Below are 16,751 nucleotides of genomic sequence, written 5' to 3'. Positions count from 1 at the left end.
GTGTCCTCTCGTCGGGCTGTCGTGGTCCGCGACTCTAGGGCGCCTGATGGTAGATGGTCAACCATCAGCCATCCATTAGGGTGGAGGCCTTCCGAGTGAGAGGGTCGCCGCCGTGCCCGTCCTGCCCGCATCGCCGCCCGAGTCCCGGCGCGACTGGGTCCTGCGCCACCTGCGCGAACGCATCGCCTCCGGTGACCTCGCCGCCGGGGACCGCCTCGTCGAGCGCGACCTCTCCGCCTCCTACGGCATCAGCCGCGGCCCGGTGCGGGAGGCGATCATGGTGCTCGAGCAGGAAGGGCTCGTCGTCTCCCACCCGTACCGCGGCGCCGTCGTCGTGGACGTCTCCCAGGAGGAGATCGCCGAGATCCTCGTCCCGGTGCGGACCGTCATCGAGAAGGTCGCTTTCCGCTCGGCGGCACGCGCACAGGACCCCGCGCTCCTGGACGCGCTCGACCGCACGGTGGCCGCGATGGAGCGCGCGGCGGACCCGCTCGACGCCCGGCGGCTCGCCGACCTCGACCTCGAGTTCCACGAGGCCGTGATCGCCGCCGCGAGCCACACGCAGTCGCTGCAGATCTGGCGGCTCATCCAGCCGCGCGTCCGGGCGTACTTCGTCCGCGACGCGCCGCACCACGAGGACGCGCACGCCGTCGTCGAGCAGCACCGTGAGCTGCTCGCCGCACTCCGCTCGGGCGACCCCGCCCGTGCGGAGCGCGCGATCGAGGCCCACATCTCGGTGTATCTCCAGCCCTGACCAGTCGGCCCCGGCGCTGGCCCCGGAGCCCGCACGGACGGACCATGGGAGGGCGGGCACGACGGCGTGCCCGGGCGGCTCGCCGCGCGAGCCGGACCGACGACGACGGGGTCGCTCGTCGACCGGGCCGTCCGGGAGGCCCGGACGGCCGGGGACCGTGACCAGGCGCTCGCCGCCGCGCGGGACTGACGTGCGCGCTCGTCAGGACGCGGTGCTCCCGACCCGCGCCGCGGGGCCTTCCGCACCGGAGCGGTCGTCCGGGTCGTCGTCTGCGCTCTCGCCCGCGCCGTCGCCGTCGTCCGCCGCGTGGAGCGCGGCGACGGTGAGCAGCGGGACGGCCGGGATGAGCGCGATGAGCGCGATCCGCACGCCGAAGTCGTTGACGAGCGAGCCCGCGACGGCCACGATCCACAGCGCCAGCAGGGTCGGGCGCACGAGCGGCCACGCGGCCTCCGTGCGCGCGAACCACTGCGGCGTGAAGCGCCGAGGCCAGAAGAGCAGCAGCGCGGCCGCGACGAGCACGGCGATCGTCAGCCACACCGGCACCCCACCCAGCACGGACCGCGCCGCGTAGCCCGCCTTGCGGAGCAGCGTCTCCCACGCCGACCCGTCGACCAACTGCCCGACGAACCGGCCCAGGTGCGATCGCTCGTCGGCCGGGCGCAGCCAGTCGAGCACGCCGACGGCGGCGACGAGCGCGACGCCCGCCGCCGCGACGAGCAGGAAGCGCCGCCACGTGACCCGCGCGCCCGAGGCGGCGAGGCCCAGCACGGCGAACGCCGGCACGACCACGAGACCGCCGCCGAGGTCGGCGCCGAGCGTCGGCCACACGTCCACGACCATCGTCACGAGACCGATGACGCCCACCGTCGCGGCGGCGGCGTACCGGTGGCCGCGCGCGACGAGCCACTGCGCGAGCGCCGCGGCGACGACGAGCGCCGCGACCGCGTACACGGAGAACGTCGGGTTGCCGAACCCGTAGAACCGGGCGCCGAACGTGGGCGCCGAGCCGAGCGGGCTCGCCCGGTTGAGCGGGGTGCCGACGAGCGCGTCGAGCGTGAGCACGGCGAACGTGATGCCCGCGACGATCCCGGGCCCGAGCCACACCGGCCGACGCGGGGCGAGCGCGCCCAGGCCGGCGACGGCCGCCGTCGCGAGGACCGTGGACACGACGATCGCGAGCGTCTGGTCCCCGAACCGCCACCAGCCCGTGAGCGACACGAGGAAGGCGGCGGTGGGCACCGCGGCGACGACGAGCGCGGACCCGCGGGCCCAGTGCGCCGCCCGGGCCCACCGGGCGCGTGCGCGGTCGCCCGTCGCGCGCGCGGCGCGCGGCGCGAGCAGGAGGCACAGCCCGGCGATCGCGAGCCCCGCGTAGAGCGGCACGTCGACGAACGCGGTGTAGACGGCGCGGCGCACGTGGTCGCGCGTCGTGAGATCGGCGAGGGCGTCGGCGGTCGACGTCGCGTCGGCCGGGCGCGGCGAGCCCCAGGCCACCGGTGTGTCCTGGATCCGTGCCGGGGTCGCGGCGCCCGCGGCGTCGAGCACCGTCGCGGGGACGTCGAGCACGCGCGCGACGCCGTCGGTCCGCGTGGCGGCGCTCGTCAGGTAGCGGGACTGGTCGGGGCCGTCGGACGACGGGCGCACGAGCGTCGTGCCGAGCGCGGGCCGCGTGCCGGGCGTCCCGGCGACGTCCACGACGAGCACGGTCGTGCCGCTCGGGGCCGCGTCGAGCACGGTGCCGACGGTCGCGTCGACCGCGGCGAGCCGGTCGGCGCGCAAGGTGCTGCGCAGCGTGGCGCGCTCGTCCGCCGGCAGGTCGGGGTCGACGATCGGCGGGGTCGCGTCGCCCGCGTCGACGACGGTCACCGGGCACGCGAACGCGTCGGAGCCGGGTGCGGTCGCGTCCGCGAGGTCGCGGTAGCGCGCGACCTGGCCCGCGGAGTCCGCGAGGGCGACCGCCGCGCCCGGGCCCACCGCCGTCGCGCACACCGCGCCGTCGGTGCCGGCGGCGGCGAGCGCGTCGCCGAGGACGCCGAGGCGCGCCTGGTAGCCCGAGCCGCGCTGGAGGGCGACCAGGTCGTCCCACCCCTCGACCTGCGCCCCGTCCGCGCCGTCGGGGGCGGGCTGCGGCGTCGGGCACGCCCACGCGCCGTCGGGAGCGCGCTCGGTCGCGACCTCGGCGAGCTGCCCGGCGGAGAGCGCGAGCCAGCCGCCGACGGTGCAGCGGCTCGCCGCCCCCGTGGGCTGGGAGACGCCGCCCGCGCCCGCGCCGTCGGTGAGCAGGGCGTGGAGGGTCGGGGTGGCCGACGACGTGACGTCGCCCCACGTGACGCCCGTGGTGCCGACGACGACGATCGGCCGGTCCGTCGCGATCGCGTCGGAGCGGGTCACCGAGGCCTCGCCGCCCGCCGGGGCGGCGCTGGCCGCCGGCCGGAGCCCCGACGAGGCGAGCACCGTCGACGCGAGCAGGAGGACGAGCAGGAGCCCGCCCCCCACGGTCGCGAGCATGGTCGGCATGCGCCGGATCCCCGGCTCGGGCACGGCCCGCGCGGTCCGCGGAGGCACGGGGCGCGCGAGGAAGCCGGGGACGATCATCGCGGTCGCGACGACGACGACCATGACCGCGATGATGACGCCCGAGTCGTTGAGGACGGAGCCGACGCCTGCGACGACGACGAGGGCGACGACCAGCGGGCGCAGCATCGGCCAGGTCTCGTAGGCGCGCGCGACCTCCGGCAGGCGGAACCGCTCGGGGCGCATCACGGCGACGGCGAGGAGGACCACGAGGACCGCCGCGACCGCGCCCAGCGGGTTCGCGAGGGTGGCCCATGCGCCGAGCGCCTTGCGGCCGATGACGTCGAGCGCCGCCCCGTCCACGACGGTCTGGACGAACCCGCCGAGGTGGGACCTCCCACCCGGCAGCAGCCAGTCCACGACCGCGACGACCACGACGACGAGCACCGTCGCGAGCGCGACGACGAGCGCGCGCAGCCACGTAATGCGCACCCGGCCCACGAGCAGCGCGAGGACGGCGAACGCGGGGACGAGCGCGAGGATGCCGCCGAAGTCAGCACCGAACGCGGGCCAGCCGTCGACGACGACCGTGACCGCCCCGACGGCGACGACGGTCCAGGCCGCGAGCCGGCGTCGTCCACGGGCGGTCGCGGCCGACGCGAGGCCGCCCGCCAGCGCGAGGCCCGCGACGGCGTACACGGCGAACGTCACGTTGTTGAAGCCGTAGAAGCGCGTGAAGCCCACGACGGCCGACGTCCCGAGCAGGGACGCCTGCTGGAGCGTCGTGCCGGTCGCGCCGTCGACGGTGAGCACGAGCCACGTGACCCCGGCGAGGGCCGACGGCAGCGCCCACGGGCGTCGCGGCAGGAGGCGCGAGACGACCCACGCGACGAGGGCGACGACGACCGCGCTCACCGCGAGCGCGAGCGTGAGGGCCGGGGCGGGCGCGCTCCACACCCACCAGCGCGACAGGCTCGCGAGCGACGCCGCGACCGGCGCCGCCGCGACCACCATGAGCACGGCGGAGAGCACGCGCAGGCCGCGCGGCCCCGGACCGGGCTCGCGCCCGCGGCGGACGGCGGCGCGACGCGCCCACAGGACGCCGCCGAGCGCGAGGACCAGGGTGCCGACGAGGAGCCCGACGAGCACGGGGTAGAGGGTGGGGATGGTGCTGGTGAGGACGTTGAGGTACTGCCGGTTCTCGACCGTCCGTGCGACGTCCATCCGCCGCACCTCGCCCTGCTCCAGGGCGGCGCCCTCGAGCCCTTCCGTGCTGCCGCCCGCCGACTCCACGACGGTCGCCGTCAGGTCGGTGAGCTGGACGATGCCGTCCTTCTGCGTGCTGGGCGAGTGGAGCCAACGGCTCGTCGGCTGCCCCTTGCGCCAGTCGACGACGACCTGGAGCCCCGTCTCGCCGACCGGTCCTGCCGACACGCCGGCCACCAGGACGCGCGTGCCCCGGTCGACCTCGTCCATGACCCGGGCGAGCGCCTCGTCGAGCTCGTCGAGGCTCTCGCCGCGGCCGGTGGCCGAGTCGACGATCTCGCCCTGGTCGACGACCGTCACGTCGCACGCGTCGAGGCCGTCGTCGGGGAGGGCCGCGAGCGAGGGCGTGTACCGCTCGACGTGACCGACGGCGTCCGCGAGCATCACCGCGGCACCCGGCCCGACGGCGGTCGTGCAGACGCCCGTCTCGGCGAGCCGGGCCGCGGCCGTCCCGGGGTCGTGCCGCGCCGCCTGCGCGGGCGTCTCCTCCGCGGCTGGCGCCGTGAGCACGGCCCAGCCGGGGACGTCGGCGGGGCGCGCGTCGGGCGTGGCCGCTCCCGTCGCCGTGACGTCGGGCACGGGCAGGGGGAGGCAGCCGCTCGCCGGCTCCTCGGCGTCGGCCGGGAGCGGCTCCACGGGCGGCTCCTCCGACTGCGCCGACACCATGCGCCCCGCCGAGAGCGTGAGCCATGCGTCGGTCGTGCACGTCGTGCGCCCGAGGTTGAGGGAGGCGACGGACCCCGTGCGGATCATCGACCACAGCGTGGGCGTCGCGGTGGGGGAGACGTCGCTCCAGTACAGGCCGGCCACCGCGACCAGCACGACGGGCCGCGGGTCGTGCGCGGGCGTGGCGGCGAGCGGGCCGACGGCGGCGGTGGCCTCGGTGGTCGCCGAGCCGCCCGACGCGACGGCCGGAGCGTCTGCGGTGGTCGCCGCCGCCGGGCCGGCCGCGGCGAGGAGCGTCAGCACCAGGGCGACGGCCGTGGCGCGCGCTGCCGTCCGCGGCCCGAGGCCCCGGTCCCGGCGGGCGGGCTGGGTGCGGGCAGGGGGGAGCGCGGCGGCCGGGAGCGTCACCGGACCAGCCTACGGGGGTGCGTCACGCCGCCCCCGACCATGGCGGCGGCGTCGTCGCAGGTTCGCGCGCGACGCTCACGCGGCCTCCACGCCGGCTGCGCGCAATCTGCTGGAAGCACCGACTCCACTTCGCGTCGACGGGCTCGTCTTCGAGGACCTGCTCGGGCGAGCGGGCGACGGGCAGGCGCTCGCCCGGTGGGCGGAGGCCGGGGCGCACGAGCAGCTGCGGCCCGTCGTCGCGCGGACCGACCGCGTGGACCGACCGCGCGGCGCGGCGCGTACCGGGTGCGCGTCGTCCCCCGTCACAGCGCGTCAGGCCGCGCGCACCACCAGGGCACCGGGGTCGACGCGCGCCTCGATCTCGACCGCGAGGCCCAGCACGTCGCCGTCGACCTGCGCCTGCTCCCCGCCCTCCACGCGCACGCGGACGCGCCGGGCGCGCGCGTGGTCGATGCGCCCGATCTTGGCGGGCAGGTCGTTGCGCACGCCGAGGCCCTGCATGACGACCTCCCCGAAGAGCTGCGCCCAGCCCACGACCCCGCCGCGCGTGTCGATCGCCGCGACGTCCAGGATCCCGTCGTCGATGACCGCGTCGGGCAGGAGGGTGAGGCCGCCGGGGAGCCGCCCGCAGTTGCCGATGAGGAGGGAGCGCAGGCGCGCGTCGACGGGCGGCGCGTCGTCGAGCTGGAGCTGCGCGCGCATGCGGCGCCCGTGCAGGTGCCGGATGCCCGCGACGAAGTAGGCGACCCAGCCCACCTTCGCCTTGAGGTCGTCGTCGGTGTCCGCGACCATCGCGGCGTCGAACCCGAGGCCCGCGATGACGAGGAAGATGTGCTCCTTGCGTGCGTCCTGGGCAGGGTCGGGCTCAGGCGCGGCCTCCGCCCCCTCGGCGCGGCCAGGCTCCTCGGCCCAGCGCAGGACCGTGGCCCAGCCCACGTCGACCGGGCGGTCCGTCCCGGCGATCACGACGGCGAGCGCGGCGCGCGCGTCACCCACCGGGAGGTCGAGGTTGCGCGCGAGGAGGTTGCCCGTGCCCACGGGCACGAGACCCATGGTGCGGCCGCTGCCCACCATGCCCTCGGCGACCGCGCGGACCGTGCCGTCCCCGCCCACAGCGACGACGACGTCCGCGCCCTGCGCGAGCGCGGCGCGCGTCTGCCCGACGCCCGGGTCCTCGACCGTCGTCTCGAACCACAGCGGTTCGGGCAGCGCGGCGTCGGCGAACGCGGCGCGGACGACCGCCTCCAGCCCCGCGACGTCGGGCTTCGACGGGTTGGCGACGAACGCGACGAGCTCGCGCGGGTCGTCCTCGACCGGGGGCTCTGCGACGGTCGGAGCATCGCCGTGCGCGCGGCGCTGCCGGGTCTGCTGCGCGCGGAGGCTCAGCGCGACGACGAGTGCCACCACCGCGACGGCGAGCGCCGCGACCGCGAGCCAGAGCGTCCAGGACATGGCGACACCGTAGCGGGACGGGCGCGGGGACGGTCCGCGACCGAGGGCCGCGCGGTTCGTTAGGCTGCTGGCGTGATCGACCTCCGCCTCCTGCGCGACAACCCCGACATCGTCCGTGCCAGCCAGGTCACCCGTGGTGACGACCCCGCGCTGGTGGACGCCGCCCTCGACGCCGACGCCCGCCACCGCGCCGCGCTGAGCGAGTTCGAGAGCCTGCGCGCCGAGCAGAAGTCCCTCGGCAAGCAGGTCGCCCAGGCGCAGGGGGAGGAGAAGCAGGAGCTGCTCGCGCGCACCAAGCAGCTCGCGGCCGACGTCAAGGCGCGCCAGGCCGACGCGGACGCCGCGGCGGAGGAGCTGCGCGGACTGCTCTACCGCATCTCGAACGTCGTCGCGGGCGCGCCGGCGGGCGGCGAGGACGACTACGTCGTGCTGCGCGAGGAGGGCACGATCCGCGACTTCGCCGCGGAGGGCTTCACCCCGCGCGACCACCTCGACCTCGGCGAGGGCCTGCGCGCGATCGACACCGAGCGCGGCGCGAAGGTGTCGGGCGCGCGGTTCTACTACCTCACGGGCGTCGGCGCGCGCCTCGAGCTCGCGCTGCTCAACGCCGCGATGGACACGGCGGTCGCGGCCGGGTTCACGCCCGTCATCACGCCGACGCTCGTGCGGCCCGAGGTCATGCAGGGCACCGGGTTCCTCGGCGCCCACGCGGACGAGATCTACCGCCTCGAGAAGGACGACCTCTACCTCGTCGGCACGAGCGAGGTGGCGCTCGCGGGCTACCATGCGAACGAGATCGTCGACCTGTCGGGCGGCCCGCTGCGCTACGCCGGGTGGAGCGCGTGCTACCGCCGCGAGGCCGGCTCGCACGGCAAGGACGTGCGCGGCATCATCCGCGTGCACCAGTTCCACAAGGTCGAGATGTTCTCCTACTGCGACCCGGCCGACGCCGAGGCGGAGCACCAGCGCCTGCTCGGCTGGGAGGAGCAGATGCTGCGCCTCGTCGACCTGCCGTACCGCGTCATCGACACCGCCGCGGGCGACCTCGGGTCGAGCGCCGCGCGCAAGTTCGACTGCGAGGCGTGGCTGCCCACGCAGCAGCGCTACCTCGAGCTCACGTCGACGTCGAACTGCACGACGTTCCAGGCGCGCCGCCTCAACGTGCGCGAGCGCGTCGAGGTCGACGGCAAGAGCGAGACGCGCACCGTCGCGACGCTCAACGGCACCCTCGGCACGACGCGCTGGATCGTCGCGATCCTCGAGAACCACCAGCAGGCCGACGGCTCGGTCCGCGTGCCGGAGGGCCTGCGCCCGTACCTCGGCGGCCTCGAGGTCCTCGAGCCGGTGGTGGCGTGACGGGTCCTCTGGTCCCGGACGAGGCGTCCGGGCCGCTGCTCGTCGCGCTCGACATCGACGGCACCCTCATGTCGTACGACCAGGAGCTGTCGGACGACGTGCGCGACGCCGTCGCCGACCTGCGCGCGGCGGGCCACCACGTGGTGCTCGCGTCGGGGCGGTCGCTCATCGCGATGACGCCCGTCGCGGAGATCCTGGGGATCGAGCGCGGCTGGGTCGTCGCGTCGAACGGCGCGGTGACCGCGCGGCTCGACCCGGAGGAACCAGAGGGGTACGCGCTCGAGGACGTCGTGACGTTCGACCCGGGCCCGGCCCTGCGGCTCTTGCGCGAGCACCTGCCCGACGCGCGGTACGCCGTCGAGGACGTGGGTGTCGGGTTCCGCATGAACGAGCTCTTCCCCGACGGCGAGCTCGACGGTGTGCACCGCGTCGTCGAGTTCGACGAGCTGTGGTCGGGCGAGGTGACGCGCGTGATCGTCCGCTCGCCGGGGTCGACGAGCGAGCAGTTCCACGAGCTCGTCGAGCGCCTCGGCCTGGACGACGTGACCTACGCCGTCGGTTGGACGGCGTGGATGGACATCGCGCCGCTCGGCGTCACGAAGGCGACCGGGCTCGAGCTCGTGCGGCGCGCGCTGCACGTCCAGCCCCACCGGACCGTCGCGGTCGGCGACGGGCGCAACGACGTCGAGATGCTCCGCTGGGCGGCGCACGGCGTCGCGATGGGCCACGCGGACGCCGTCGTGCAGGCCGCCGCGGACGAGGTCACCGGCTCGATCGAGGACGACGGCGCGGCGCGCGTCCTCCAGAGCCTCCTGCCCGAGCGGTAGAGCCCTGGTCGCCGAGGTAGAGGCCAGGTACCGCGAGGTAGAGGCTCGGGACCGCGAGGTAGAGGCGTGGTCGTGACCTGGCCTCGACGTCGACTCGATGGCGTGGTCGTCCGGGGTGCGCTGCCCGACGACGCGGACGCGGTCTGGCGGCTCGTCGTCGCCTTCGCGACGTCGTTCGTCCCCCAGCGTGCGTCTTTCGACGCGTCGTTCGCGTCGCTCCTCGCGGACGACGACGCGCTGGTGCTCGTCGCCGCGGCGGGGGACGACGTCGTCGTGGGCTACCTCGTGGCGCACCGACACGCGACGCTCTTCGCCAACGCCCCTGTCGGGTGGGTCGAGGAGGTCACGGTCGACGGCGCCGCGCGCCGACGCGGGATCGGGCGCCTGCTCGTGGAAGCGGCCGAGGAGTGGGCCGCCGAGGCGGGGGCGGCGTACGTCGCTCTCGCGACCCGGCGCGCCGCGCCGTTCTACGCGGCGCTGGGCTACGACGAGTCGGCGGCGTTCTTCCGGAAGGTTCTTCCGCCGAGGTAGAGGCGTGGTCATGACCATGCCTCTACCTCGCGGTACCAGGGCTCTACCTCGCGGTACCAGGGCTCTACCTCGCGGTGCCGGGGCTCCCTCGCTGGGGGGAGGGGTCAGTCGCGCGGCTCGCGCGCGGTGAGGACGACCGGCCCGTCCGGGGTGATCGCGACGGTGTGCTCGCTGTGCGCGCCGCGCGACCCGTCGGCCGAGCGCAGGGTCCAGCCGTCGGGGTCGGTGTAGATCTCGTCCGTGGTCTCGAGGAACCAGGGCTCGATCGCGATGACGAGGCCCGGCTTGAGCGGGAACCCGCGCTTGCGACGGCCGTCGTTGGGGATGTGGGGCTCGCCGTGCATCGTGCGGCCCACGCCGTGGCCCCCGAAGTCGGTGTTCACCGAGTAGCCCGCGGCGTGCGCGACGTCGGCGATGGCGGCGGAGATGTCGCCGACCTTCTTGCCCGGCTGCGCGGCCGCGATGCCGGCCTCGAGCGCGCGCTCGGTCGTCTGGATGAGCTTCGCGTCGACCTCGCCGAGCGCACCCGCGCGCGGCGTGCCGACGACGAACGACAGCGCCGAGTCCGCGACCCACCCGTCGACGGACGCGGCGAAGTCGATGCTCAGCAGGTCGCCGTCGCGCAGCGCGTAGTCGTGGGGGAGGCCGTGCAGCACGGCGTCGTTGACGGACGTGCAGATCACCTTGCCGAACGGGCTCGCGCCGAAGGACGGGTGGTAGTCGATGTAGCAGGACTCGGCCCCGCGGTCGCGGATCATCTTGTGCGCGACCTCGTCGAGCTCGAGCAGGTTCGTCCCGACCTTGGTGGCGGCGCGCACCGTGGTGAGGACGTCGGCGACGAACCGTCCTGCGGGTCGCATCTGGTCGATCTCCCGCGGGGTCCTCAGCTCGATCATCGTGGTCCTTCCGGTTCGCAGGTGGTGTGCCCGACGGCGGCTCGCCCGGCGCCGAGAAGTGCCGAGCGGGTGCCCAGGGCGGTGCCGGGCGGTGCCGCGGGGCGGGCCTCCCCACGATATCGGTCGTCGTCCCACCGATGCGGCCGGGCGCGGCACGGGGAGGGCAAGCGCTTGCACCGATCTGCTCACGATGTGGCACGGCGCCTCGCCACGCACCCCCCGGCGTGGCAGCATCACCCGTCGTGGCAGGTATCGACGACGTCGCCCAGGCCGCCGGGGTGTCCACGGCGACCGTCTCGCGCGCCCTGCGCGGCCTGCCCAACGTGTCGGAGGCGACGCGCCTGCGGGTGCTCGCGGAGGCGGCGCGGCTCGGCTACGTCCCCACGCCGTCCGCGTCGTCGCTGGCCACCGGCCGCACCCGCACGATCGGTGTGCTCACCCCGTGGGTCAACCGGTGGTTCTTCGCCAACGTCATCGAGGGGGCCGAGCGCGCGCTGCGAGACCTCGGCTACGACGTCCTGCTGTACACGTTCGACGTCCGCCGGACCTCGTCCCGCCGCCGGGTCGACCCGAGCGTCCTGCGCCACCGCGTGGACGGCACGCTCGTCGTCGGGCTGCCGCTCGACGACGACGAGGTGCGCTCGCTCCTCGGGCTGGCCCGGCCGCTCGCGTTCGTCGGGTCGGGGCCGGCCGACCAGGTGACGGTCCGGCTCGACGACGTCGCGACGGGCCGGGCCGCCACGCGTCACCTGCTCGACCTGGGGCACCGGGTGATCGGCCACGTGACCGGGGTGCCGGACCTCGTGTCGTCGTGGTCGCCGCCGGTCGAGCGGGCCCGGGGCTACGTGCGCGCGCTCGAGGAGGCGGGGATCGCCGTCGAGCCGGAGCTCGAGGTGAACGGCGACTTCGACGTCGCCGGAGGGCGCGAGTCCACGGCGGAGCTCCTGCGCCGCCGGCCGGACGTGACCGCCGTCTTCGCGGCGTCCGACGAGATGGCCATGGGGGCCATCCTCGCGGCGCGAGACCTGGGGCTCAGGGTCCCGGAGGACTTGTCCGTCGTCGGGGTGGACGGCCACGACCTCGGGGAGCTCGTCGGACTGACGACGATCGCCCAGGACGCGTACCAGCAGGGGTTCGACGCGGCGCTCCTCCTGCTCGAGATGATCAACGGCGCCCCGGTGCCCGAGAGTCTCACCTATCCGACCGAGCTGGTGCGGCGCGGTTCGACCGCGCCCCTGCGCGACCGCCGATAGGGCACGGCCGCGCCACCTCGTCGCGCGGTCGGGGTCGACCCGTGGGAGCGTGGCCAGGGGAGGGGGGTCGAGAGAGCGCGCACCCGGCGCGCGTGACGGAATCGTTACGCAAACTCGCCTCTCCTGTGCTTGCGGCACCGCGATGCAACCGCTTGCATGGTGCCTAGGGCGAGAGCGCACCCGCGCTCGCGACGTCGCGATGCGCCCGGTCCTCACCGGACCGGGGTGACGGCGTCCGTACCCACGACGAGGTGGAGGCTGACATGACCAGGACCACGAGGACCAGCGCGGCGCGTCGCCGCACGCTGGCGGTCGCCGCCGGCGGCGCGAGCCTCGCGCTCGTGCTCGCGGCGTGCAGCGGTGGAGGCGACGGTGACGGCGGCGGTGGCGACGGCGGCGGAGACGCCGCGACGCCCGAGATCGACTGCTCCGTGTACGAGGAGTTCGGTGACCTCGAGGGGACGGAGGTCTCCGTCTACACCTCGATCGTCGAGCCCGAGCAGGCGACGCAGGAGGCGTCCTACGACCCGTTCGAGGAGTGCACCGGCGTCACCGTCAACTACGAGGGCTCGCGCGAGTTCGAGGCGCAGCTCCTCGTGCGGATCCAGGCGGGCAACGCGCCCGACATCGCGTACCTGCCGCAGCCCGGTCTGCTGAAGACGATCGTCACGGACTTCCCGGACGAGATCGTCCCGGCGCCCGACCAGACGTCCGCGAACGTCGACGAGTTCTTCAGCGAGTCCTGGAAGGAGTACGGCACCGTCGACGGCACGTTCTACGCCGCTCCGCTGGGGTCGAACGTGAAGTCCTACGTCTGGTACTCGCCGTCCATGTTCGAGGACGCCGGCTACGAGGTACCGACCACGTGGACCGAGATGATGGACCTCTCGGAGCAGATCGTCGAGGACGGCTCCATGCCGTGGTGCGCGGGAGTCGAGTCCGGTGACGCGACCGGCTGGCCGGCGACGGACTGGATCGAGGACGTCGTCCTGCGGACCGCTGGGCCCGAGGTCTACGACCAGTGGTACACCCACGAGATCCCGTTCAACGACCCGCAGATCGTCGAGGCCTTCGACACCGCGGGCGAGATCCTCAAGAACCCCGAGATGGTCAACGCGGGGCTGGGCGGCGTGGACTCGATCGCGACGACGACGTGGACCGACGCGGGCTTCCCGATCCTCGACGGCACCTGCTGGCTGCACCGCGCCGCGAACTTCTACCAGACGCAGTGGCCCGAGGGCACGGAGGTCGCCGAGGACGGTGACGTCTACGCCTTCTACCTGCCGACCGACCAGACCGACATCAAGCCGGTCCTCGGCGGTGGCGAGTTCGTCGCGGCCTTCGACGACCGCCCCGAGGTGCAGGCCTTCCAGACCTACCTCTCGAGCGCCGACTGGGCCAACACGAAGGCGCTCACGACGCCCCAGGGTGGCTGGGTCAGCGCCAACAACGGGCTCGACCCCGAGAACCTGGCGACCTCGTTCGACCAGCTCTCGGCCGAGATCCTCGCCGACCCGGACGCCGTGATCCGCTTCGACGCCTCGGACCTCATGCCCGGTGAGGTCGGTGCGGGGACGTTCTGGACCGGCATGGTGAACTGGTTCACCGGCTCTGACACGCAGGAGGTCGTCGACACGATCGAGGCGTCCTGGCCGTCGTCCTGACCCGGCCGACCGACGGGGCTCTCCCCGTCTGAGGTGCGCACGACCGGACGGGGGGTCCGCCCACTGTGGCGGGCCCCCCGCTTCCGGGGCCAGGATGTAGACCACTCTCGCCCTCGATGCCGCGGGCGACCCGACCGGAGGCCACCATGGACTGGTTGACCGAACCGAGCTCTCCCGTGGAGAAGTTCGGCCTGATGTTCCTCGCGATCCTGCTCTTCGTCGTCGTGATGGGGGCGATCCTCCTCGCGGTGGACCGGCCCAAGCGGATCCCGCGCTGGGTCGTCGTGCTCGGCTTCGTCGGTCCGGCGGTCATCGGGCTCGCCTGGGGACTCGTGCGGCCCGCCCTCATCACCATCTGGAACTCCCTCTTCGACCGCCGCGGCAACGAGTTCGTCGGGTTCGACAACTACGTCACCGCGTTCACGACCGACCAGTTCCAGCTCGTCCTGCGCAACACGGCGATCTGGGTCGTCGTCGTCCCGCTGCTGTCGACGTTCATCGGGATCGTCTACGCCGTGCTCGTCGACCGCTCTCGGTTCGAGAAGTTCGCGAAGGCGCTCGTCTTCCTCCCGATGGCCATCTCGATGGTCGGGGCTTCCATCATCTGGGGCTTCGTCTACGAGTTCCGGCCCGACCAGCCCGGTGTCAACCAGATCGGGCTGCTCAACCAGGTGCTGGTGTGGCTGGGGCTTCCACCTCAGCAGTTCCTCATCGGTCAGCCGTGGAACACGTTCTTCCTCATCGTGGTGATGATCTGGATCCAGACGGGCTTCGCGATGACGATCCTCTCGGCAGCGATCAAGGCGATCCCGGACGACATCGTCGAGGCCGCGCGGCTCGACGGCCTCAAGGGCTGGGGCATGTTCCGCTACATCACCGTCCCCAGCGTGCGTCCGGCGCTCGTCGTCGTCCTCACCACCATCGCGATGGCGACGCTCAAGATCTTCGACATCGTGCGCACGATGACCGGTGGCCAGTTCGGCACCCAGGTCGTCGCGAACGAGTTCTACACGCAGGCGTTCCGGCAGAACAACCAGGGCCTGAGCTCCGCCCTCGCGGTCATCCTGTTCGTCCTGGTCATCCCGATCATCGTCTACAACGTCCGTCAGATGCGGCTCGCGGAGGAGATCCGATGACCAGCACGCCGATCCCTCCGATCGTCCCCGACACCGACCTCACGACCGAGGCGGAGCTCGAGGGGCCGAGCCGCCCCCGCAAGCTGACCCGGCTCGAGAAGCGCGCGATCGCGGCCAAGGGAAAGCTCAGCTCGCCCTGGGCGTCGTTCCTCGCGATCCTCATCGCGATCCTGTGGACCATCCCCTCGGTCGGCCTGCTGGTGACGTCCTTCCGCCCCGAGCTCGACATCCGTCGGAGCGGCTGGTGGACCGTCATCCCGGGCCTCTTCAACGGCGAGGCCGAGTTCACGCTCGACAACTACGACCAGGCGCTCTACGGCAGCGGCAGCAACCTGTCGACCTACTTCGTCAACTCGTTCGTCATCACGCTGCCGGCCGTCGTCATCCCGATCACCCTGGCCCTCCTCGCGGCGTACGCCTTCGCCTGGATCGAGTTCCGGGGTCGCGAGATCCTCTTCGTCGCGATCTTCGCGCTCCAGGTCGTGCCGCTGCAGGTGGCGCTGGTCCCGCTGCTCCGCGACTACGTCAACGTGGGGCTCAACGGCACCTTCTGGACCGTCTGGTTGTCCCACTCGATCTTCGCGCTGCCGCTCGCGATCTTCCTCCTCCACAACTTCATGAAGGACATCCCGCGGTCGCTCGTCGAGGCCGCGCGCGTCGACGGCGCCGGCCACGTCAAGATCTTCTTCCAGGTGCTCCTTCCCCTGCTCGTGCCCGCGATCGCGTCGTTCGCGATCTTCCAGTTCCTCTGGGTCTGGAACGACCTGCTCGTCGGCCTGACGTTCGCCGACACCACGTCCTACCCGCTGACGGTGCGGGTGGCGGAGATGGCCGGCTCGCGGGGCGGCGACTGGCACATCCTCACCGCCGGTGCGTTCATCTCGATCATCGTGCCGCTCGTCGTGTTCGTCGCACTGCAGCGGTACTTCGTGCGCGGGCTGCTCGCGGGGTCGGTCAAGGGCTGACGCCGCCTCGCCGAGCATGCGGTCGCGGCCCGTCCGACACCTCGGACGGTCCGCGACCGCATGTTCGGGGCGACCGCCCCGTGTCGGTCGGCACCTAGAGTCGTCAGGTGCTCCGACCTCGCGCCACCGCCCTCGACCGCGTCCCGGTGCCGGCGCTGTTCGTCGTCTCGGGGCTGACGCAGTACCTGGGCGCGGCGATCGCCGTCGGGCTGTTCGCCGTGGCCGGCGCGATCGAGATCGGGTGGCTGCGCATCGCGGCGTCCGCGGTGCTGCTGCTCGTGTGGCGCCGGCCGTGGCGGCACCGGTGGACCCGGCACGACCTCGCGTGGGTCGCCGTCTTCGGCGTCGCGCTCGCCGCGATGAACCTCGCGTTCTACGTCGCGATCGACCACCTGCCGCTCGGGACGGCCGTCGCGATCGAGTTCCTGGGCCCCGTCGCGGTCGCCGCGGTCACGGGCAGCGGCTGGCGCGAGCGGGGCGCGATCGCGGTCGCCGCGGCGGGCGTCGTGCTGCTCGCCGGGGTGACGATCGAGTCCGACCTCCCGCGCGAGGACGCCGTGCTCGGCCTGGCGGCGATCGGCGTCGCGGCCGCGTGCTGGGCGGCGTACATCCTGCTGGGGCGGCGGGTCGCCGTCTCCGGGTCGGGCGTGACGTCGCTCGCGGTCGCGATGACCGTGGGAGCCCTCGTGTTCGCGCCGTTCCTCGCGCCCGGTGCGGTCCCCGTGCTCGGCGACTGGCGGCACGTGGTCGCGATCGCCGGGATCGCCCTCTTCTCGTCCGTGGTCCCCTACGCGCTCGAGCAGGTCATCCTGCGCCGGGTCAGCGCGGCGACGTTCTCGGTGCTGCTCGCGCTGCTCCCGGCGACGGCCGCCGTCGTCGGGGCCGTCGTGCTGCGCCAGGTGCCCTCGGTCCCGGAGCTCGTCGGGCTCGTCCTCGTGTCCGGAGCCATCGCGATGACCGCGGCGCGACCGGGCGGGCGCGCCGACGGGGCGCCGCCCCGGGACGACGTCCCGCTCGACCCGCCGCCCGCCTGACGAACGACCCCGCCGCGCCCTGGAGG

The 16,751-nt window shown here is 74.0% G+C and carries 12 protein-coding genes; 9 read left to right on the top strand and 3 right to left on the bottom strand.

All coding sequences use genetic code 11. The features are described from left to right. Nucleotides 1–112 precede the first annotated feature (112 nt). Nucleotides 113–754, top strand: a complete 642-nt coding sequence (locus tag AC6CH9_RS02680; RefSeq protein WP_498153524.1) for a GntR family transcriptional regulator — start codon at nt 113–115, stop codon at nt 752–754. A 201-nt stretch (nt 755–955) separates the two neighbouring features. On the opposite strand, the gene AC6CH9_RS02675 is transcribed toward AC6CH9_RS02680, so the two are convergent. Beyond that, entirely contained in the window at nt 956–5,611 is a 4,656-nt protein-coding gene (locus tag AC6CH9_RS02675) for a hypothetical protein (protein ID WP_498153523.1), read from the bottom strand. A gap of 312 nt (nt 5,612–5,923) precedes the next feature. Then, nucleotides 5,924–7,063, bottom strand: coding sequence for a diacylglycerol/lipid kinase family protein (locus AC6CH9_RS02670; protein WP_498153522.1), 1,140 nt, complete (start codon nt 7,061–7,063; stop codon nt 5,924–5,926). A 72-nt stretch (nt 7,064–7,135) separates the two neighbouring features. Between AC6CH9_RS02670 and serS the strand changes: the two genes are divergently transcribed. From serS to AC6CH9_RS02655, 3 genes are all read left to right on the top strand, one after another. Next, a complete protein-coding gene (serS, locus tag AC6CH9_RS02665) occupies nt 7,136–8,419 on the top strand; it encodes a serine--tRNA ligase (protein WP_498153521.1) in 1,284 nt (427 codons plus the stop codon). Next, nucleotides 8,416–9,246 (top strand): HAD family hydrolase, encoded by an 831-nt coding sequence (locus tag AC6CH9_RS02660; RefSeq protein WP_498153520.1) that lies wholly within the window; start codon nt 8,416–8,418, stop codon nt 9,244–9,246. Before serS ends, AC6CH9_RS02660 begins: the two co-directional genes overlap by 4 nt. Nucleotides 9,247–9,348: 102 nt before the next feature. Continuing rightward, the gene (locus tag AC6CH9_RS02655; protein WP_498153519.1) at nt 9,349–9,777 is read left to right on the top strand and encodes a GNAT family N-acetyltransferase; all 429 of its coding nucleotides are present in this window, start codon (nt 9,349–9,351) and stop codon (nt 9,775–9,777) included. 104 nt (nt 9,778–9,881) lie between these two features. Here the strand turns inward: AC6CH9_RS02655 and map are convergent, their stop codons facing one another. After that, the gene (map, locus tag AC6CH9_RS02650; protein ID WP_498153518.1) at nt 9,882–10,673 is read right to left on the bottom strand and encodes a type I methionyl aminopeptidase; all 792 of its coding nucleotides are present in this window, start codon (nt 10,671–10,673) and stop codon (nt 9,882–9,884) included. Nucleotides 10,674–10,915: 242 nt separating this feature from the next. On the opposite strand from map, the gene AC6CH9_RS02645 reads away from it, so the two are divergent. The 5 genes from AC6CH9_RS02645 (at nt 10,916) to AC6CH9_RS02625 (ending at nt 16,725) form a co-directional block, all read left to right on the top strand. Next, nucleotides 10,916–11,926 carry a LacI family DNA-binding transcriptional regulator gene (locus AC6CH9_RS02645; RefSeq protein WP_498153517.1) on the top strand — a complete coding sequence of 337 codons (1,011 nt, stop codon included), beginning with the start codon at nt 10,916–10,918 and terminating at the stop codon, nt 11,924–11,926. Nucleotides 11,927–12,189: 263 nt separating this feature from the next. Next, nucleotides 12,190–13,590, top strand: coding sequence for an ABC transporter substrate-binding protein (locus AC6CH9_RS02640; RefSeq protein WP_336724298.1), 1,401 nt, complete (start codon nt 12,190–12,192; stop codon nt 13,588–13,590). Between the two features lie 146 nt (nt 13,591–13,736). Further along, a complete protein-coding gene (locus tag AC6CH9_RS02635; RefSeq protein ID WP_498153516.1) occupies nt 13,737–14,726 on the top strand; it encodes a carbohydrate ABC transporter permease in 990 nt (329 codons plus the stop codon). After that, nucleotides 14,723–15,691: a carbohydrate ABC transporter permease gene (locus tag AC6CH9_RS02630; protein ID WP_498153515.1), complete on the top strand. Its 969-nt coding sequence runs from the start codon at nt 14,723–14,725 to the stop codon at nt 15,689–15,691. Before AC6CH9_RS02635 ends, AC6CH9_RS02630 begins: the two co-directional genes overlap by 4 nt. Nucleotides 15,692–15,798: 107 nt before the next feature. Then, nucleotides 15,799–16,725 carry an EamA family transporter gene (locus tag AC6CH9_RS02625; protein WP_498153514.1) on the top strand — a complete coding sequence of 309 codons (927 nt, stop codon included), beginning with the start codon at nt 15,799–15,801 and terminating at the stop codon, nt 16,723–16,725. Nucleotides 16,726–16,751 lie beyond the last annotated feature (26 nt).

Source organism: Cellulosimicrobium sp. GQ32, from assembly GCF_059758455.1.
Note: the sequence above shows the minus strand (reverse complement) of the source record. Positions and strands in the feature narration are given on the sequence as shown.